The 20251-nt window shown below is 44.9% G+C and carries 21 protein-coding genes; all 21 read right to left on the reverse strand.

Going from position 1 to position 20251, the window contains the following annotated elements; translation table 11 throughout:
- Positions 1-16: 16 nt before the first annotated feature.
- The 21 genes from AABA75_RS16375 to fliL all read right to left on the reverse strand — a co-directional run bounded on the left by AABA75_RS16375 (position 17) and on the right by fliL (position 20248).
- Positions 17-1429 (reverse strand): mannose-1-phosphate guanylyltransferase/mannose-6-phosphate isomerase, encoded by a 1413-nt coding sequence (locus AABA75_RS16375; RefSeq protein WP_338293811.1) that lies wholly within the window; start codon positions 1427-1429, stop codon positions 17-19.
- A 9-nt stretch (positions 1430-1438) separates the two neighbouring features.
- Entirely contained in the window at positions 1439-2794 is a 1356-nt protein-coding gene (locus AABA75_RS16380) for a phosphomannomutase CpsG (RefSeq protein ID WP_338293812.1), read from the reverse strand.
- Between the two features lie 56 nt (positions 2795-2850).
- On the reverse strand, positions 2851-3342 hold the full coding sequence (locus AABA75_RS16385) for a chemotaxis protein CheW (protein WP_338293814.1): 492 nt from the start codon (positions 3340-3342) through the stop codon (positions 2851-2853).
- 33 nt (positions 3343-3375) lie between these two features.
- On the reverse strand, positions 3376-4137 hold the full coding sequence (locus AABA75_RS16390) for a chemotaxis protein CheW (RefSeq protein WP_338293816.1): 762 nt from the start codon (positions 4135-4137) through the stop codon (positions 3376-3378).
- Entirely contained in the window at positions 4134-4913 is a 780-nt protein-coding gene (locus tag AABA75_RS16395; protein ID WP_338293817.1) for a ParA family protein, read from the reverse strand. The genes AABA75_RS16390 and AABA75_RS16395 overlap by 4 nt, the downstream gene beginning before the upstream one ends.
- 60 nt (positions 4914-4973) lie before the next feature.
- On the reverse strand, positions 4974-6104 hold the full coding sequence (locus AABA75_RS16400; protein ID WP_338293818.1) for a protein-glutamate methylesterase/protein-glutamine glutaminase: 1131 nt from the start codon (positions 6102-6104) through the stop codon (positions 4974-4976).
- 29 nt (positions 6105-6133) lie between these two features.
- Positions 6134-8389 carry a chemotaxis protein CheA gene (locus tag AABA75_RS16405; RefSeq protein WP_338293819.1) on the reverse strand — a complete coding sequence of 752 codons (2256 nt, stop codon included), beginning with the start codon at positions 8387-8389 and terminating at the stop codon, positions 6134-6136.
- Between the two features lie 14 nt (positions 8390-8403).
- Positions 8404-9162 (reverse strand): protein phosphatase CheZ, encoded by a 759-nt coding sequence (locus AABA75_RS16410; protein ID WP_338293820.1) that lies wholly within the window; start codon positions 9160-9162, stop codon positions 8404-8406.
- Between the two features lie 34 nt (positions 9163-9196).
- On the reverse strand, positions 9197-9580 hold the full coding sequence (cheY, locus tag AABA75_RS16415; protein WP_229529426.1) for a chemotaxis response regulator CheY: 384 nt from the start codon (positions 9578-9580) through the stop codon (positions 9197-9199).
- 43 nt (positions 9581-9623) lie between these two features.
- Positions 9624-10349, reverse strand: coding sequence for an RNA polymerase sigma factor FliA (locus AABA75_RS16420; RefSeq protein ID WP_338293821.1), 726 nt, complete (start codon positions 10347-10349; stop codon positions 9624-9626).
- Complete coding sequence (locus AABA75_RS16425; protein WP_338293822.1) at positions 10346-11212, reverse strand: MinD/ParA family protein; 867 nt, start codon at positions 11210-11212, stop codon at positions 10346-10348. Before AABA75_RS16425 ends, AABA75_RS16420 begins: the two co-directional genes overlap by 4 nt.
- A complete protein-coding gene (gene flhF, locus AABA75_RS16430) occupies positions 11209-12591 on the reverse strand; it encodes a flagellar biosynthesis protein FlhF (protein ID WP_338293823.1) in 1383 nt (460 codons plus the stop codon). Before flhF ends, AABA75_RS16425 begins: the two co-directional genes overlap by 4 nt.
- A gap of 27 nt (positions 12592-12618) precedes the next feature.
- Positions 12619-14718 carry a flagellar biosynthesis protein FlhA gene (flhA, locus tag AABA75_RS16435; RefSeq protein ID WP_338293824.1) on the reverse strand — a complete coding sequence of 700 codons (2100 nt, stop codon included), beginning with the start codon at positions 14716-14718 and terminating at the stop codon, positions 12619-12621.
- Positions 14719-14799: 81 nt separating this feature from the next.
- Positions 14800-15921: a flagellar biosynthesis protein FlhB gene (gene flhB, locus AABA75_RS16440; protein WP_338293825.1), complete on the reverse strand. Its 1122-nt coding sequence runs from the start codon at positions 15919-15921 to the stop codon at positions 14800-14802.
- A 15-nt stretch (positions 15922-15936) separates the two neighbouring features.
- On the reverse strand, positions 15937-16719 hold the full coding sequence (gene fliR, locus AABA75_RS16445; RefSeq protein ID WP_338293826.1) for a flagellar biosynthetic protein FliR: 783 nt from the start codon (positions 16717-16719) through the stop codon (positions 15937-15939).
- Between the two features lie 4 nt (positions 16720-16723).
- Positions 16724-16993, reverse strand: a complete 270-nt coding sequence (gene fliQ, locus AABA75_RS16450) for a flagellar biosynthesis protein FliQ (RefSeq protein WP_338293827.1) — start codon at positions 16991-16993, stop codon at positions 16724-16726.
- A gap of 6 nt (positions 16994-16999) precedes the next feature.
- Positions 17000-17707: a flagellar type III secretion system pore protein FliP gene (gene fliP, locus AABA75_RS16455; protein WP_425325607.1), complete on the reverse strand. Its 708-nt coding sequence runs from the start codon at positions 17705-17707 to the stop codon at positions 17000-17002.
- Positions 17708-17744: 37 nt separating this feature from the next.
- Entirely contained in the window at positions 17745-18128 is a 384-nt protein-coding gene (fliO, locus tag AABA75_RS16460) for a flagellar biosynthetic protein FliO (RefSeq protein ID WP_338293829.1), read from the reverse strand.
- A gap of 43 nt (positions 18129-18171) precedes the next feature.
- Positions 18172-18600 carry a flagellar motor switch protein FliN gene (fliN, locus tag AABA75_RS16465; protein WP_338293830.1) on the reverse strand — a complete coding sequence of 143 codons (429 nt, stop codon included), beginning with the start codon at positions 18598-18600 and terminating at the stop codon, positions 18172-18174.
- 19 nt (positions 18601-18619) lie between these two features.
- Positions 18620-19684, reverse strand: coding sequence for a flagellar motor switch protein FliM (fliM, locus tag AABA75_RS16470; RefSeq protein ID WP_338293831.1), 1065 nt, complete (start codon positions 19682-19684; stop codon positions 18620-18622).
- Between the two features lie 33 nt (positions 19685-19717).
- Complete coding sequence (gene fliL, locus AABA75_RS16475) at positions 19718-20248, reverse strand: flagellar basal body-associated protein FliL (protein WP_338293832.1); 531 nt, start codon at positions 20246-20248, stop codon at positions 19718-19720.
- Positions 20249-20251: the final 3 nt, after the last annotated feature.

Genomic DNA, 20251 nt, shown 5'->3' on the forward strand with positions numbered 1-20251 from the left:
AATAATTGCTGCAAGGCTAATCCCGATTATACGGGTCATTAAACCTAACTATATCATCCTCGGCTAAATATGCTCCACTTTGCACTTCGATAACTTTTAAAGGCAGTTTACCGGGGTTTTTTAACTGATGTTTTTCCCCCACCGGAATATAAATAGATTCATTTTCAGTGAGTATATGTTGCGTATCCCCCACTACAACTTCAGCGGTACCCTCTACGATAATCCAATGTTCAGCTCTGTGATGATGCAGCTGCATGGACAAAGATGCACCTGGTTTCACTGAGAGCTGCTTCACCTGATATCGTTCACCACTTTTAATGGAATCAAAGCTCCCCCAAGGGCGGTGAACACTGCGATGATGTAAACGCTCACTACGCGACTGCTGTTCAAGCTGAGCCACAATAGTCTTAACTTCCTGAGATTGTTTTTTATCAATGATCAATAAAGAATCGTCGGTATCAACGACCAATAAGTCATCAATTCCAACCACGGCGGTAAGCTTTTCTTTTGAGTGAATAAAACACCCGGTTGATTGACAGGCCAATACATCCCCTATCAATACATTTTGATGGGCATCTTTGGGTGACTCTTGCCAAATTGATTCCCAACTTCCGATGTCACTCCATCCAACATTCAGAGCAATGGATACTACATTATCGGATTTTTCCATTAGAGCATAATCTATAGAAATGTTTTTACACTTAGAAAACTCAGTCTTGTTCAGCCGAATAAAATCAAGATCTTGCTTAGCTTGAAGTAAAGCGTTCTGGCAATTTTCCACCAATTCTGGCTCTGTAAGCTTCAACTCATGAAGTAAAGTATTGGCGCTAAACATAAACATTCCACTATTCCAAAGATAGTGACCCGCTTTGATATATTCGCAAGCAACTTGATATTCAGGTTTTTCAACAAACTGCTTTACCACGTGGCTTTCACCCACTTTTTGCTCATCAAGGTTTATATAGCCATAGCCAGTTTCCGGTTTATCAGGACGCACACCAAAGGTGACAAGTTTCCCCTGCGCGCACACTTCAACACCATCTTTTAAAGCGGAAACAAATGCCGTTTCGTCAGATACTAAATGATCAGCAGGAAAAACAGCGATTATCGCATCGTCTGCAACATTTTTGGCAAAGTGAGCAGCTATCGCAATCGCAGCAGCGGTATTTTTTGCGACAGGCTCCAGAATTATTGCTGCGGGGGTTATACCAATGGATGTTAATTGCTCAGCAACGATAAATCGATGTTCCTCACTGCATACTACAATGGGTGCGCCGAAAGCCTGTGTCCTCAAAGCAGACATTTGCAACATGGTTTTGCCGGAGCCCGTCAAATCAATAAATTGCTTTGGGTAGTGCTTACGAGACATTGGCCATAGTCTGGTACCGGCACCACCTGATAAAATCACGGGAATAATAGAAGTCGTCAATTTTCTTCCTTAATTGAATTTGATTAAGCTAGTCAATTCTTTAGTTTTACTCTCTAGAAGACTGCTATCTCCTCGAGTTTCAATATTGAGCCGCAATAAAGGCTCCGTCGCTGAGCTTCTCAAGTTAAAGCGCCAACGTTCAAATTGCATACTTAAACCATCAAAATAATCAATTTGATGAGCACTTTTTTCATAATAACGTTGTACTCGCTGAAGAGTGTCACCACTATTACTAACTCGAAAGTTAAGCTCGCCTGATGATGGAAATTGTGTCTGCATGACTGATACAATCTCTGAGATTTTCTGATCCCTCTCGCTCAGCAATTTTACTACCAATAACCAAGGTATCATTCCGCTATCACAGTATGCAAAGCTCTTGAAATAGTGATGCGCTGACATTTCACCGCCATAAATGGCATCACAACTTCTCATCTTGGCTTTGATCAGCGCATGACCTGTCTGAGACTTTACCACCTCCCCATGGCAGCGTTCCACTATATGAGCAGTATTCCAAAAAACGCGGGGATCATGCACCACCTTCTGGCCGGGATTATCTGCTAAAAATGATTGTGCTAACAAGCCTACAATATAATAGCCATCGATGAACCTGCCATTTTCGTCAAACAAAAAACAACGATCAAAGTCACCATCCCAAGCAATCCCCATATCTGCACGGCTTTCCTTTACGGCGTTAGCTGTTTTCCAGCGGTCTTCCGGTAATAATGGATTAGGAATTCCATTTGGAAACTCTGAATCTGGCTCATAAAAAATTTTAACAAATGTTATAGGCACTTGAAGCGCCAAAAATCGCTGTTCAATTGCATCTATAACTCGCCCAGCGACTCCATTTCCTGGGTTTACTACCAGACGCAAAGGTTTTATGTTTTCTGTTGCAATATGAGAAAGCAAGCAATCTACATAAGCATTCATGTGATCAAAAGTGCGGTACCTACCGCCTTTTTGATGCATCTGTGGTTGACCATTTATTGTCTGTTGTTTTATTTGTTCAAACTCCGACTCGGAAAAAGGTTTGGAATCTTTTCCCACGAACTTGATGCCATTGAATTCAATTGGATTATGTGAAGCGGTTATTTCCACTCCAACGTCACAGTTTAGATGCTGGCAAGCAAAATAAATTTCTTCAGTACCTGTCTGACCTAAATCCATAACATCAACGCCACTTGCTAATAAGCCATCTATCATGGCTTTTTTTAGCCTTGGTGAGGAGGCTCTGGCATCGCAACCAACGACAGCTGTTTGGGCATGTGTCACAGCAGCTAAAGCTGCGCCTATTCGTTTGCTGATATCCTCAGTTAGCTCAATATCAACAACCCCGCGAACATCGTATTTTTTAAAACAATTCACCCATTTTCCTTAAAAAAAAGGCCGTCTCATGGACGGCCCGTTTATCATTTCATTGCTTAAAGTTTTGAGAGTTCGTCCCACTCATCATCAGTGAGTAACTTATTAAGATCCACAAGAATAAGCAACTCGCCGTCGCGATTAGACACACCTTGAATAAATTTAGCACTCTCTTCTGTACCAACATTGGGTGCGCTGTCGATTTCTGAAGAACGCAGATAAACAACCTCGGCGACACTATCAACAAGAATACCTACCACTTGTTCATCAGACTCAATAATAACAATTCGCGTATTATCAGTAATATCTGTTGGCGGTAAACCAAATCTCGCTCTGGTATCAATCACCGTTACAACGTTACCGCGAAGATTGATGATGCCCAATACGTAGTCTGGTGCACCCGGTACCGGAGCAATCTCGGTGTAACGCAATACTTCTTGCACCTGCATTACGTTGATACCGTACGTTTCATCACCTAAACGATAGGTTACCCATTGTAGTACCTCGTCGTTTTGATCTTCTGCTATATTTGAACTTCTTTCATCACTCATATGAGGTGCTCCAGTATAAGCGCTCTTTAACTATTAATCGTTGCTACCAAGCCCGCGATCAAGCATCTTAATTAATTGCTTAACATCGAGCATAGCACACATTTTTTCTTTAACCATGCCAGCGAGCCATGGGCGTTTACCGCCAACATCTCGCCATTTAACATCTTCTGATTGCAAGGAAACGGTATTTACCAGCTCTTCGCAAGCTAAACCCCAACCGCTGTCGCCTAACATAATAAGATATTGATATTTTATGGAATCTTCCAGTATTTCATTACATTTTTCTGGCATTACCCATTTAGCTGTATCGACCACATTAAGTTTTTCTTCACGATAAAGCATCACGCCCATAAACCAATTGGGCTTCCCGAAAAGTGGCCCGGGCTTTTCAAGGTTATGAATACCTCCCAACTCAGTGAGCGGCACCGCCAAGGTCAATCCTGCAACATTAAAAAATAACGCTTGAAAGTTGCCACTTATCACTCTGTCGTTAATAACACCAACGCCATCACCTCCCCCCTGCTCAGTTTGAGGGGCGACCTCTACTTCTGGCACGGACTCAGGTACCTGCACGACAGGTTCTGAAGGTACAGGAACAGGTGTAGGCTTAACTACTGGAGGCGGACTCTCAACAGGTGTTGGAATTTCTACTTTAGGAATGTCGGGCTTGACCCCTTCCAATAGCCTCGCAACAGCCTGGTTTTGCACGGTATCTTCTGCGGGCTCTTGCTCTTCAGTCAACAAAGCCGACAGATATTCTTCCATCACATCTTCATTTGCAAAAGACCCACTCATCGGGACGGCTCCATAGATTCAACGTAACTCAATAAACTATTATACGCGAATACTCCGCGAGATTTAGGACAAAAAACCGAAGGCGGTGTTTGCGCCTGGCTGGCTTCCCTAAATCGGGTATCCACCGGGATAACGCTTGACCATACAGATGTACCATAAGTGGCCCTTAGCTTTTTATAGGCATCCAGCGCGGCATTAGTACGCTTGTCATACATGGTCGGCACGATAGTATGATTAAATTTGGTGTTCTGAGATTTTTCCATTATCTCTAAGGTATGCATCATTCGATCTAAGCCTTTAAGGGCCAAAAACTCAGTCTGAACCGGCACCAAAATACGACTACAAGCTGCCAATGCGTTTACCATTAACACGCCCAATACCGGGGGGCAATCAATTAAGGCAAAATCAAATTCGTCTTTTAAGAGACGCAATGCTTTTTTTAAAATAAGCCCCATTCCCCCCTGAGAACCCATTCTTCTATCCAGAGTAGCAAGTGCCATCGTAGCCGGTAGGATAAACAAGGAGTCCAGTTTTGTAGGGCATAAGCAATCTAATACTTTATCTTTAGTCAGGTTTTTACCTGACATGAAAACATCATAAACACTCGCACCTAACTCTTCTGAGTCTATACCAAAATAGTAACTCAATGATGCATGCGGATCGGTGTCCACCAAAATCACGCGTTCACCACGTTGTGCCAACAGTCCGCCAAGGGTCACTGTTGTTGTCGTTTTCCCAACACCACCTTTTTGATTTGCTACCGTCCAGATGATCACAGCATTCGGCTCTTAGTTAACATAAAACTCAGATTATTTATTTGGCTTATTATCACCGATTTACATCTCTTTCTGAATCATTTCGGCAAATTCAGACAGCGGAATACTTTTTTCGGCGATGTTTTCACTGGCAACAGCCTGCGGCATACCGTAGACCACGCTGGATTTTTCATCTTGGGCCCAAATAGTGGCTCCATGAGATTTTAGTTTTTTGCACCCCTCTTTACCGTCAGCTCCCATGCCAGTAAGGATGATGCCTAACACATCTCCGCCATAAAGCCGAGCTACCGACGAGAAGGTAAGGTCAACACTGGGCTTATAAGTCACTAACTCACTGTTGTGCACGTCCGTTATGGTTATTGAAGCGCGAGAAGCCGTGCCTTCCACTAACATTTGCCGCCCCCCCGGCGCAAGGTAAGCTACCCCCGGTGAAAGTACATCACCATCTTGCGCTTCTTTTACTCGTATTTCACAAACGTTGTTTAATCGTTCCGCAAACGCTGAGGTAAATGTCCCCGGCATGTGCTGTACTAACAATATCGGATAGGGAAAACCACCTCGAAATTTTGTCAGTATCGTTTGCAGTGCTACAGGCCCCCCGGTTGAAGTGCCGATAACCAATATCTTGTATCGTTTACCTGACGACCTAAATGAAGTCAGAGGTTTTATTGGTGCGGCGGATTCCCTAAGGTTTGTGCCAGAAGACTCTCTTCTCTGTCTCAAAAAAGTGGTCGCTGTACTGCCACCCAGATTCGAAGAAACTGAACTTGCGCGGTAAGGACGCATGCCGATCTTTCTCGCACCGAGGGTTTTCACTCGTTGCTGCAACAGCTCTACTGCTTCTTTCCGGTCTCGTGCAATATCTTCAAAGCGCTTGGGTAGAAAGTCCATCGCCCCAGCATCGAGAGCATCCAGTGTTGCCTGTGCACCCTCATAAGTTAGCGAGGAAAACATAATAACCGGAACAGGATTACTGCGCATGATCTCTTTTACAGCGCTGATGCCATCCATTACTGGCATTTCAATATCCATGGTAACAACGTCGGGGTTAAAGCGTTTGACTGCTTCAATCGCCTCCTTGCCATTGCGGGCATCGCCCACAACTTCAAGATCTGGGGATTGATTTAGTATTTCCGCAACACGCCGCCGAAAAAAAGTAGAATCGTCAACAACCAGAACTTTATAAGGCATTTCGGATATTCATTATTTTATACGATTACCTACTTAAGCGCTTTTTTTGCGTAGCGTTTTAACAAGCTGGGAATATCCAAAATCAACGCTATACCACCGTCGCTGGTAATAGTTGCACCAGCCATACCCGGAGTTCCCTGTAACAGCGCATCAAGTGGCTTTATCACTACTTCTTCCTGCCCAATTAGAGCATCCACCACAAACCCCACTTGCTGAGTCCCAATTTGTACCACAACAACATGACCCGAGGCTTTGTCAATCTCGCCCGGTATACGTCGCAACCACTCTCTTAAGTAAAACAATGGGATAGCCTTAGAGCGCACTATCATGGTGAGCTGACTATCAACCGTGTTGGTCTTACTCAAATCCATATTAATTATTTCATTCACTGAAGACAGCGGAAGCGCAAACGTTTGACCACCGACAATAATCATTAAGGTTGGCAAAATAGCCAACGTTAAAGGAACCTTGATCTCAAGTCTTGTTCCTTTACCTAGTTCAGAGTCAATGCTGACGGAGCCGTTAAGCTGGTTAATTTTGGTTTTCACCACATCCATGCCTACACCACGACCAGAAATATCCGAGATCTCTGTTTTGGTAGAAAAACCAGGCGCAAATATCAGGTTGAAAGCCTCGACATCCGACATCCTTGCTGCCGCATCAGCATCTAATACACCGCGACTAATAGCGATATCTTTCAGCTTATCTGGGTCCATGCCTTTACCATCGTCGTCGATGGTTAATAATATGTGGTCGCCTTCTTGCGATGCAGCTAATGTCACCGTGCCGCGGGCTGGCTTTCCGGCAGCAACACGATCGTCCGGCATTTCAATGCCGTGATCTACTGAATTTCTTACCAAGTGAACCAATGGATCGGCCAGAGCCTCTACCAGGTTTTTATCAAGATCGGTCTCTTCTCCTTTGAGCTCCAGAGCGATATCTTTTTTCAAGCTTCGAGCCAAATCACGCACTACTCGAGGGAAACGTCCAAACACCTTTTTGATAGGCTGCATACGGGTTTTCATCACCGCACCCTGCAAATCGCCGGTTACCACATCAAGGTTTGCGATAGCTTTGGACATGTTTTCGTCATTTAAGTTAATACCCAAACTCAATAGACGATTGCGCACCAAAACCAACTCACCTACCATGTTCATAATTTGATCGAGGCGCTTGGTATCTACACGCACCGTAGTTTCTGCTGGTGGCGCTGCAGCTGCAGCTTTCTTGTCGTCTTTTTTAGCTGGGGCAGCAGCTTTTGGCGCAGGCGCTGGGGCAGCCTTAGGTGCTGGAGCAGGCGCAGCTTTGGGGGCTGGAGCAGGCGCAGCAGCTTTAGGAGCCGGTGCTGGTGCAGCGGCTTTAGGTGCCGGAGCTGGAGCCTGTGCGCTTGCTTTGCCGGGTCCTTGTCCTGAACCGTGTAATTGATCCAAAAGAGCTTCAAACTCTTCGTCAGTAATATCTTCATCGTCACCTGAGGCCGCTGGCGCGGGGGCAGGTGTTGGTGCGGGAGCTGGAGCTGGGGTAGATGCTGCTTCTGCTTCTCCCGCAAATTTACCTTTGCCGTGCAACTGATCCAGCAAAGCTTCAAATTCCTCGTCGGTGATATCTTCGTCACCACTTGCAGACGAAGCGGCCGGTGCTGTCGGCGCTGGAGCGTTCTCTACCTTACCAGGGGCGCCACCGGAACCATGCAGTTCATCGAGAAGTTGTTCAAATTCGTCTTCAGAAATCTCATCGACACCACCATCATCTGACGAAGTAATGCTATCAGCATCGAAATCGAAAAATTCATCATCATCATCATCGTCCGCTGCTACCGGAGTTGGTGCAGGTTCTGGAGCAGCCGCTGCTGGGGTCGATGTTAGGGTGGCATTCGCAGGCGCTTCATCAGCGGTTTCGGGCTGACTCAAACGGTGTAAAGTGTCTAATAAAGCTTGATCTGCGGCTTGCAATGGTTCTCGCGCTTTTACCAGCTCGAACATCTCCACAACGACATCTGTGGCTTGTAGAATGACGTCCATTAACTCTGGCGTTAAGCTACGTTGGCCATTACGCATGATATCAAATACGTTTTCAGCACCGTGACAGATGTCAACAAGCTCAGTTAACGACAGGAACCCTGCCCCACCTTTTACTGTGTGATAGCCCCTGAAAATTGCATTAAGCAAGTCAGAATCTTCAGGATTATTTTCCAGATCAACGAGTTGCTCTTGTAATTGTTCCAGAATTTCTCCGGCTTCCACCAGGAAGTCCTGAAGTATATCCTCGTCAACATCAAACGACATGCATTAACTCCACATTAAAAACCTAAGCTTGAAAGCAAATCATCAACGTCATCTTGTCCCTGGACAACATCGTCTCTGTTTTCGGCATCAATGATTGGCCCCTCTGCTTCACTGGCTCCCACTTTCTTGGGTTTGCTCGTTTCGTCCACAACCTTTTTCAGTTCAGATTCTGGTTCACCGAACACAGTAAGCATGTTAACCAAGCTATCTTCAACTTCTTTAACCAGTTGAATTACTCTACGTATCACCTGGCCAGTTAGATCCTGATAGCCCTGCGCCATGAGAACCTCAGTTAATAAATCGTTCAATTGCGAAGAATCTTTACTGGCTTGTTCCAAAAAACTGTCAAGTTCGTGGCATAGAGACTTAAATTCACCCAATTCCAGTTGACGCGTCATCAACTTTTTCCACTCGGGGAGGATATGACCGATGCTGCTATTGATCTTTTCGGCGATCGGCATACTTGACTCAACAGCATCCATTGTGCGGTTGGCAGCTTGCTCCGTCGTTTCGATCACATAATTCAGGCGAGTTTGTGCATCAGGAATATCTTCATTGGCAAGATCCACAATCCTCGAATCAATGTTGAAGGTATTGAGTGAATCATGAAGCTGTCTGGTAAGCTTACCGACCTCGGCAAACAACTCCATAGAATCCTGTATTTTACTGGCTTCTAGCAGTGCCCTTGCCGCTTCATTGTCCCCTTGCTCCAAAAACGCCACAAGTTGTTTGGCATCTTTAAGCGATATGGGAGAGCTCTTATCATTAGTCATTTCAGCTCCTTTTTACTATCAGGACTGTCCTGAACTAACCAAGACGCTCAAAAATTTTGTCGAGCTTTTCTTTGAGAGTTGCAGCAGTAAAAGGCTTAACAACGTAACCGTTTACACCTGCCTGCGCTGCCGCGACTATCTGTTCTTTTTTGGCTTCAGCAGTAACCATCAATACTGGTGTGTGTTTCAGCTTGTCGTCAGCTCGAATTGCGCGAAGCAAATCGATACCTTGCATGCCTGGCATATTCCAGTCAGTTACCACAAAATCAAAATCACCTTGTTGCAACATCGGCAGAGCAGTACTACCGTCGTCAGCTTCCTGAACGTTGGTAAAACCAAGGTCTTTCAACAAGTTTTTGATTATTCGTCTCATTGTAGAAAAGTCATCAACAACGAGAATTTTCATGTTTTTATCCAAAACTGCCTCCAGTGAGGATTCGATCAAATTTTATTATTATACGCTATCCAGCTTGCCATGCCTGCATTCTGGACTTTAATCTTAGCATAGCCTGACTATGAATTTGACTCACTCTGGATTCGCTAACATCCAGTACTTCGCCAATTTCTCTTAGATTCAGTTCTTCATCATAGTACAGAGACAATACAATTGCCTCTCGTTCCGGTAAAGTCGTTATGGCATTCGCTAAGGCTTTTTGAAAAGACCCTTCCATCAAATCATCAAAAGGGGTGTTTTCCCCCTTATTTTTGTCTGTTGTCAGGACATCTTCGGTAACGCCTAGATCCTCGATACCAATGATTTTTCCAGCATTCACTTCAGATAACATTTGGTGATAATCTGCCAGAGAAACTTGCATTTTTTCTGCGACGTCGACATCTTTAGCATCGCCACCAGTTTCCCGCTCTACCTCAGAAATCGCCTCAGCAATAGCGCGACCATTTTTATGAACAGAGCGCGGAGTCCAGTCACCTTTGCGAATTTCATCCAGCATCGCGCCACGGATACGAATACCTGCGAATGTTTCAAAACTGGCACCTTTGCTGCCATCAAAATTACGGGATGCCTCTAGTAGACCGATCATGCCGGCCTGAATAAGATCTTCGACTAATACACTCGCGGGTAACCGAGCCATTAGATGGTGAGCAATACGCTTGACAAGTGGGGCGTGCTTTTCCACTAGCAGCCTTTTATCGTCATGTTGTTTGTAAGCGTTTGCTTTACTGTTCACCCTTGATTACTCGCTGCCTGTCTATTCACTAGTTGTTCAATAAAAAATTCCAGATGACCACCGGGCTGAGCGGGGACCGGCCACGAAAGAGCTTGTTTGGCCAGGTGAGTTATGGCAAGTGCAGCTGGTGAGCCGGGGAATACATCGACAATAGCTTTCTGCTTACGCACCGCTTTGCGAATGTTCTCATCGTAAGGTACGGTTGCTACCAATTCCAAAGCTACATCGAGGAAGCGGTTGGTTACCTTAGACAGCTTGGCGAACAACTCTTGCCCTTCTCTGGGACTGCGCACCATATTGGCAACCACTTTAAATTTGAATACACCGTGATCACGATTAAGGATTTTCATCAGAGCGTAAGCGTCAGTAAGTGACGTAGGTTCGTTACACACCACTAGCATGATGTCTTGCGAAGCACGGGAAAAACTCAGAACCATATCTGAGATACCCGCTGCAGTATCCACAAGTAATACATCAATGGGAATTTTCAACTCACTGAAGGCTCGGATCAGACCAGCGTGTTCTGTAGGTGACAGCTCCGCCATATTTTTGGTGCCGGATGTGGCGGGGGCGATCAATATGCCGTGAGGACCTTCGATAAGGATATCTTCAAGACTACATTCTCCAGCAAGCACGTGAGAAATGTTCTTACCCACGCGCAACCCCAGCATTACATCGACATTAGCCAAGCCTAAGTCCGCGTCCAGTACCAAGACCTTTTTACCTAATTTGGCCATGGCAATCGCCGTATTTAGGGTTACATTGGTTTTTCCAACGCCCCCTTTACCACCGGTAACAGCAATTACTTTTGTTAAATTATTTCGGCTCATTTTTCTTAAACTACTCGCCTGGTCTTCAATCATACTGCCACTGCTGAATGAACTGTTTTCTGCTTAGCAGTATGCGGTAATTCGTATTTCTTATAAAGCTTCGCAGCTAAAGATACAATATACTTCGCATCCGCTATTTTTATATCTTCTGGAACCTTTTGTCCATCGGTCAAATAGGCTACCGGTAATCTTTCTTGTATTGCGACACTTATCGCTTCACCTAAAGAGAAGCATTCATCAATTTTGGTAAAGATACAACCTTGAACGGGCATTTTATTGTAAATACGCAAAGTATGTTCCATAACATGTCTTTGTGTATTTGCCTGCAACACCATGTACATTTTGATATTAGCACAAGATGTTTCATTTAAGGTATCTAACTGTTTGATTAATCGCGTATCTCTCTGCCCAAATCCAGCAGTATCAATCAATACTAACCTTTTATTCCTAAATTGATATAAAACGTCTGACAACTCTTGTGCGTTTGCCGCTTTTTTAACCGAGCAGCCAATTATTTTACCGTAAGTAGCCAACTGCTCGAATGCCGCAATACGATAACTGTCAATAGTCACTAATGCTACCTGATCGGCACCATAACGTTTGGCATACTGCGCCGCTAACTTTGCAATTGTCGTAGTTTTGCCGGTACCAGTTGGTCCCATAAAAGCCATTACGCCACTTTGGGTCAGAATATCGTTGCGGGTGGTCTTAAGTCTATTAGCCAATAGTTTTAGAATGAATAGCCATGCCTCCCGCTCATTTGCACTCTCGGGCGCGTAAGACACTACATCTTCGGCAAGCTCGGAACACACGCCCATGGCTTCCAGTCGGTCCACCAAATAAGATTGCAGTGGATGCCCTCTGCGCTGTTCTTGTTTTAATAACCCCCCCACCTGAAATTGAAGCACATTTCTCAAAGAGCGAAGCTCCTCCTGAATAGATTGGATGGCCTTGTCACCATTTTGAAGCCCGGCCGAAGCGGTAGGTTTAACAGCATGGGCTTGAGCCTCTTGCTCAGGAGGTACTGTAGATGCACTGGCCATAGCAGGAGCAGGTTCAACTTTACCCGGCGCAGCTCTTTTGGAGTAAGTCGTGCTCTCAGGTTCGGTTATGGCGCTACCGGCTCCTTGTTTTTCCAGTAATTCTTTAAGGCTATCGGCGCCAGAGTCACCAATAATTTCGCTCAATGTGGGCGTACCATTTCCGGTCGGCTTTTTAAGGGATGGTATCGCTATTGAAGCATCAAACTTCTCCGCAGGCTTTTTAACGGGTTCGTTATCATAGGCGGCAACTATTTCTACGCCGTCTGCCACTTTCTTATTTGACATGATTACGGCATCACCGCCCAATTCAGCTTTAACCTCGTTTAAAGCCTCATGCATGGTTTTTGCAAAGAATCGTCTGATTTTCATCTCATCACCTCAAGTATTGGTGCTCTGTTATTGTCCTATAGCACTGACAATTTTAATTTGTTTGTCGTCAGGAACTTCTTGATAAGAGACCACATGCAAGCCTTGTACCACATGTTTTAGAAATCTTGAGAGTACTGGTCTCAACATACCAGATGTCAATAACACGGCTGGCTCTCCCGCCATCTCCTGTTGCTGTGACGCCTGATTCAAAGACTTCTGTAAATTCTCTGCCAGGCCAGGTTCTATGCCGGCTCCATCCTGTCCACCTGCCTGTAAAGACTGATGTAACATTTGCTCAAGTTCAGGTGAAAGTGTTATTACAGGGATTTCTTTCGCACCACCATTTATTTCCTGGATAATCAGACGTTTCAAGGCAATTCTCACCGCAGAAACTAAAACGTCAGGATCTTGACTCTTAATGCCATACTCAGAAAGTGTCTGGATGATGGTGCGCATGTCGCGGATAGGTACCCCTTCATAAAGTAAGGTCTGCAAAACTTTAACCACGGTGCTCAGCGGTAAAATATCTGGTACCAGCCCCTCAACCAGTTTGGGATTAGATTTGGACAACATATCCAACAGCTGTTGTACTTCTTCATAGCCCAATAATTGATAAGCATTATTAGTTAATAATTGACTCAAGTGCGTGGCTACGACGGTAGCTGCGTCCACTACCGTGTACCCTAATGTTTGTGCGTGTTCACGCTGTGAGGGCTTTATCCAAAGCGCATCCAGGCCAAATGCCGGATCTTTAGTTTTAGTGCCATTTAAATTGCCAAATACCTGTCCGGGGTTAATAGCCATCTCTTCATCGTGATGAATATCAGCCTCGCCAACGTTCACCCCCATCATAGAAATCGTGTAGTTATTCGGAGTCAGGTCGAGGTTATCTCTGATATGTACTGGCGGAATCAAAAAGCCTAATTCCTGAGAAAGCTTCTTACGCACCCCCTTGATGCGCGTCAATAGTTCGCCACCTTGTGACTTATCCACTAAGGGAATCAAGCGATAACCCACTTCCAATCCTATGGTGTCGACCTGTTGCACGTCATCCCAACCTAACTCTTTAACCTCTGTCGGTTGAGGCGCCACATCAGATTTCTTCTCGATAGTCTTGGGTTTTTCTGCTTCTTTTTTGGCGCGATATTGTTGATAAAAGGCATAGCCGCCAATCGCAAAACTGAACCCAAGAAATGCCAGGTGCGGCATGCCAGGGACAATACCCATGACGAATAAAATACCTGCGGTAACATAAAGTGCACGTGGATTTCCCAGCTGAGTTGATAACTCGCTGCTCATTTCCTGGGTTTCATTTTCACGGGTTACGATAATAGCCGTTGCGACCGACAACAAAAGGCTGGGTATCTGAGCTACCAGCCCATCACCAATAGTGAGCAAGGTGTAAATTTCAACTGCATCACCAAAACTCAAATCATGCTGTATCATGCCTATAAACAAACCACCAACGATGTTAATGAGCATGATAAACAAACCTGCAATGGCGTCTCCTTTTACGAATTTTGAAGCACCATCCATAGAACCATAAAAATCAGCCTCCGCTGTAATTTCTTCACGACGCTTGCGCGCTTCATCAGAATCAATATAACCGGCGTTCAGGTCAGCATCGATTGCCATCTGCTTACCAGGCATAGCATCTAGGGTAAAGCGAGCACTTACTTCAGATATTCTTCCCGCACCTGCTGTTACCACTTTAAAGTTAATGATCAGAAGTATGGCGAATACCACAATACCAACTGCAAAGTTACCACCGATTACCACTTCACCAAATGCTTCGATCACTTTACCAGCAGCATCTCCTCCCTCGTGACCTTCAAGTAAAACGACACGAGTCGATGCAATGTTAAGGGCCAGTCGCAATACGGTGGCAATCAACAACACCAATGGGAATATACCGAAGTCCACTGGCTTTTGTGTGAACACACACACCAGAATAACAATAAGGGACAGTGCAATATTAAAACTGAATAAGATATCCAACAAGAACGCTGGCATGGGCAGGATGACCATACCCATAATGGCCAAAAGCACCATGGGAGTGCCTAAACCTGTGGTGATCTCTTTTAATTTGTTCTGGTCGATGCGATTAAAATAGGTGGCAACTGACATATCTACGTGTTAATTATTTGACGGAACTGCAAGAGTTCAGCAATTAACAGGCCAATATGAATTTTTCATGGTCAAAAATAATTAGTGGCGTAATTCTGGTGGTATAGGTAGATCTTTAGCAAGTGGTTTAGGACGATGCCCCCGCCCTGTTTTAAATTGTTTTAACTGATAAATGTAGGCCAGCACTTGAGCAACGGCCTGGAATAGTTTTTCCGGAATCTCTTCATCTATTTCTGTGGTGTAATATATCGCTCGAGTTAACGCCGGTGAAGCTAATAAAGGAACATCATTACCTTCTGCAATTTTTCGGATATGCATGGCTAATTCATCCGCTCCTTTTGCCACAACATAGGGGGCACGATTCCCCGCCTGATCGTATTTAAGCGCTACCGAGTAATGTGTAGGATTGGTGACAACAACATCAGCTTGAGGAACTTCCTGCATCATTCGTCTTGCAGACGCCTGATATTGCAATCGTCTTATTCTGCCTTTAACTTGGGGGTCACCCTCAGCATTTTTGCGTTCATCTTTAACCTCTTGCTTACTCATTTTCATTTGCTCATTGTGGGTATAGCTTTGATAAGGTATATCAACGGCAGCTATAGGAATAAGCGCACAGCAAATAATAATAAAGGTCCAGCCAATCAGCTCCATGGCGTGAAACAGACTGCCCGGAAAAAGCTCTTGGTCAAGGTGCAGCGCTTCTTCCATGTAAAAAGCCAGCATAAAATAAGTCACGACGGCAACTATACCGAACTTGGCAATCGCCTTGAGTAGTTCAACTAAGCCATTCATGCCAAACATCCGTTTTAAACCGTTGATTGGACTCAGATTTTCGGCTCTAAAACTGGCGGTATACCAGGTGAAATTAAAACCTCCCATGGCAACACTGCCGTAAATACCGGCAACAGAAACAACAATTAAAAAGGTCAACATGGGGACAGAAATGATTTCCATCACCCAATCTAAAGAAGTCAGCATATGAGTGTAATCCCAGGCTTCGTCATAACTGAGATCAAAGAAGTGGCGCATTACAGTCAGCATCATCTTACCGAGACTTGCAGCCATTAAGTAAAGCGTTATCGCGCTAAAGATGAGCACCAGCACCGTCGACAATTCACGGCTACGGGCTATCTGACCTTTCTTTCGAGAGTCTTCCAGGCGTTTCGCCGTGGGGTCTTCTGTTTTATCCTCATCAGCCATCTTTACTACTCACCGTTAACCGGGGCAAATATTCAACAAATTACACATCAGTTGCTGTGCTCTTTGCCATTGCTGCCCGAAATGGTTGGTAAAGTTGTCCATTATCAACCACATGATAACCAGACCACCAATCTGTGCGAATGAGAAACCGATAGTAAATATATTTAATTGGGGAGCTGCTTTGGTCATTACGCCAAAAGCCAGATTGATGATCAGCAATGAAACAATAGGTGCCAAGGTTAAGGTCAATGCCGCAATAAACATCCAAGCGCTCCAGTCAACGATGGATTTAAACTGCTCAGCTGTCCACCATGCTTCTCCAATTGGGAACGCTTGAAAACTCATAATTATCATTTGAATCATATTCAGATGACCATCAAACGCAAGAAACAAAAGCGTTGCTAGTATGAGATAAAACTGTCCCACCGCGGGCACATTTATGCCATTTACAGGATCGACAATAGAGGCAAAACCCAGACCAGTTTGCATCGCAATAACCTGACCTGCGAGGACAAAAGTTTCCAGCACCAAGGTAGAAATAAAACCGATAGAAAGCCCGATAATCACCTGTTGCATGCCCATAACAAAGGTTTCAACCGATACGGGATCTTTAACAGGAACAGGAGGAACAATTGGCATAACCATAATGGCAAGGGTGAAAGCTAATAGCACGCGTATCGGTGTAGGTAATGTCTTGGCACTCATCACTACCATCGACCCCAACAACCCACTAATACGCATGAAAGGCAGCGCATAATCGGCAATCGCTTGAAGGATCTCGGCTTCTGAGAAGTTCATAGAACTACCCCACCACCTCCGGTATTCTGGCAACTATCTCAAAGGTAAAATCCATCAATTTGTTTACCAGCCAATGACCTCCCCAGCTCAACGCCAGCAATGTCACTAATAGCCTTGGTAAAAAATTAATAGTTTGTTCGTTTATGGATGTAGCAGCCTGAAATACCGCGACGATTAAACCGACAATCATACTGGGTACTATAATGGCCGAAACTAGCAAGATTACCATAAATAGTGCATCGTTAAGGATATCAACAAAGACCTCTGGACTCATACTTAACTACCCCATGCCATAACTTGTAACGAGCGTACCAAACACCAGATTCCAGCCATCTACCAATACAAACAACATGAGTTTAAACGGTAAGGAGACAATCATTGGAGACAACATCATCATACCCATTGCCATCAAAATGGAGGCCACCACCAGGTCCAATATCAGGAAGGGAATAAACAACATGAACCCAATTTGGAACGCGGTTTTAAGCTCACTGGTAATAAACGCGGGGATCAACACTGTCATGGGGACATCCTCGGGTTTAGTCACAGTATCTTCCAGCTTGGCCATTTCCACAAAAGTTTGTAAATCTTTAACTCGCGTTTGAGAGAGCATAAAGGCGCGAATAGGGATTATAGCTTCATCGATCGCGGCTCTTGCAGTCATTTCTTCCTTGAGGTAAGGCTGCAACGCCTTGTCGTTCATCTCTTCAAAAACCGGTGCCATAATAAACATGGTGAGGAATAATGTCAGACCAATCAATATCTGATTGGAAGGAGATTGCTGCAAACCGATGGCCTGTCGAAGAATAGACATCACCACGATAATTCGAGTGAAAGAAGTCATCATGATCAGAAACGCTGGTAGCAAACTCAGCGCGGTCATGATCCCAAGAACTTGCAAGGTCATAGTGTAATCTTGCGTTCCATCTGGATTGGTGGTTACCGTGAGTGCCTGGATGCCGGGGTTCGCCAGAGCCGTGTCGGGCATCCATAGCACCAGAAAAATAGCGATAAAGGAGGCTATTCTAATCATCGTTTTTGCCTTGCATTTTTTTGTGTTGTTGTAGTATTCCTGCAAAGGTTTGCTTGAGTGAATTCTCGTTGCTTCCCGGAACTATTGGCTGTTCTAGTTTTGCGAGGTGATTGATGTTGTGTGCTGTTACCCCAACCAGATGCTGCTCATCACCCACCTGAATTACTGCAATGCGCTCTCGCGTGCCCACCATCATACTGGCAACTGTTTTGATCTGCCCTCCTGACGTTTGCATCCCAGTAAAGCGTCGCATAATGTAAGCCAGTAGCAATATCACGCCTATCACCAGCAAGAGCGAAAACGCAACTGATACCCATGAAGAAAGAGGCGTTGATATTTGACTGTCTTCAGCGAAAGAGAAAGGTGAGGCTGCCAACAAGATACTGAAGAGCAGCCATACTAACGTCGGAAATAAAGTTTTATTTGAGTTTTTTGATACGTTCGATTTGACTAATAACATCCGTTAAGCGGATCCCGAATTTGTCATTAACTACAACCACCTCACCGTGGGCGATCAAAGTTCCATTAACTAATACATCTAAAGGCTCACCCGCTACGCGATCCAGTTCCACCACTGATCCTTGGTTTAATTGCAGCAGATTTCTGATACTGATCAAGCTTCGCCCAACTTCCATGGATATAGTGACAGGAATATCGAGAATTGTATCTAGTTTTTTCTCTTCTTCTCCTGAAACACCACCCGATTCTGAGAATTCATCTAATTCTGCAACTTCAACCCCAGACATGCCAGAGGCAGCATCGCCAGATAGCGTATCTTCCCCTTCCGATTCAGCTTGCTCGGCCATTGCCGCAGCCCAATCGTCCATTGCATCATCTTCACCACTCATCTTCTTTTCCTCTTATACTTTACAATACTAAATCATCTTCAAGGGTTTGTAGTTCCGCATCGGAATCTATGCGGCGTCCACCTTTGGTCAACAGATGTAACTGCGATTTCACTGAAACAGGTCTTGGTATTCTTTCAACAATCTGAAGCGCAATATTCTCTCTAGAACGTCCAAGCTTGCTACGGAAGGTTGGAAGCCCCTCAATCAGCACCGTAATATACTCGGGCATATCAATGGGGATGACGTCGCCCGCCTTCATCTTAACAATCGCCTCAAGCGGCAGTTCTAAATCTAACATATGGGTGGTCAGTGCCACGTTAACATCGAGGATCTCATCGCGAAGTGCTTTACTCCAACGCAGATCCGTATCTTCTTTATCGCTCTGCACACCTGCATCTAGCAATTCCCGTATAGGCTCCAGCATGGAGTAAGGTAGAGCCACGTGAAAGTCTCCACCACCACCATCCAACTCAATGTGAAAGGAGCTGATCACCACCACTTCGGTGGGGCTTACAATGTTTGCCATGGCCGGGTTTACTTCTGAATCGAGATATTCAAAAGACACATCCATAACCGGACCCCACGCTTCCTTGTAATCCTCAAATATGATCTTAAGTAGCATCTGTATAATACGACGCTCTGTTGGTGTGAACTCACGACCTTCTATTTTCGCACGATAGCGCCCATCTCCGCCGAAAAAGTTGTCTACCAGGATAAACACTAAACGAGCTTCCATAGTAATTAACCCGGTCCCTTTAAGTGGACGAAAACGCACCATGTTCAAGCTTGTCGGCACGAACAAAGTGTGAATGTACTCGCCAAACTTGATCATTTGGATGCCATTAATGGACACTTCTGCTGAACGACGCATCATATTAAACAAGCTGACCCGCATGTGTCTGGCAAAACGTTCGTTTACCATTTCAAGGGTCGGCATGCGACCACGAACAATCCTATCCTGAGACGAAAAGTCGTACTCCATCGCCGAAGAGGAAACGTCGGACTCTTCAATATCCTCCTCTTCAACTTCATCAACCCCGTGTAAGAGGGCATCAATTTCGTCTTGTGATAATAAATCGCTCACCTGCTCAGCCTCTGTATTTAGTTAATCAATAGCCTATTGCATTACAAAACCGGTAAATAACACCTGCTCGATAACTGGGTTACCAGCAATTGTCTGCATCGCTTTTTGAACTTCCCGCAATGCCTGCTCTTTCATGGCAATTTTGCCCGCCTCAGTCACCAGATCATCGGCATTGGAGCTACTGAACACTCTTAGTAATGTGCCTTCGATCATCGGAATGTGCATTTTAGTTGTTTCTTCAGCATCGGTGCCGCGCACCATTAGCTGCACTTTAATCTGTACCAGCCTGTCTCGCCCTGAGCCTGGCACATTAAAAACAAATGGTCTGGGCATGGCAACATACAGTGCGGTCCCCACATTCGTTGAACCGATTGAAGTAGAAGGTGCCTGCTCTACGACCTGTTCGGTTTCCAGCTCATCTAATTCAGATTCATCACTGCTACCGCCTAATAAAAAGAAAGCGGCCACGGCACCGATGATCACGATAACTGCCGCAATGATGACGATCATCATTTTGCCCTTTTTGGGGGCGCTTTCTTCCATTTGTAATTCTTGTTCAGCCATTTT

The sequence above is a fragment of the Planctobacterium marinum genome (assembly GCF_036322805.1).
GTDB lineage: Bacteria > Pseudomonadota > Gammaproteobacteria > Enterobacterales > Alteromonadaceae > Planctobacterium > Planctobacterium marinum_A.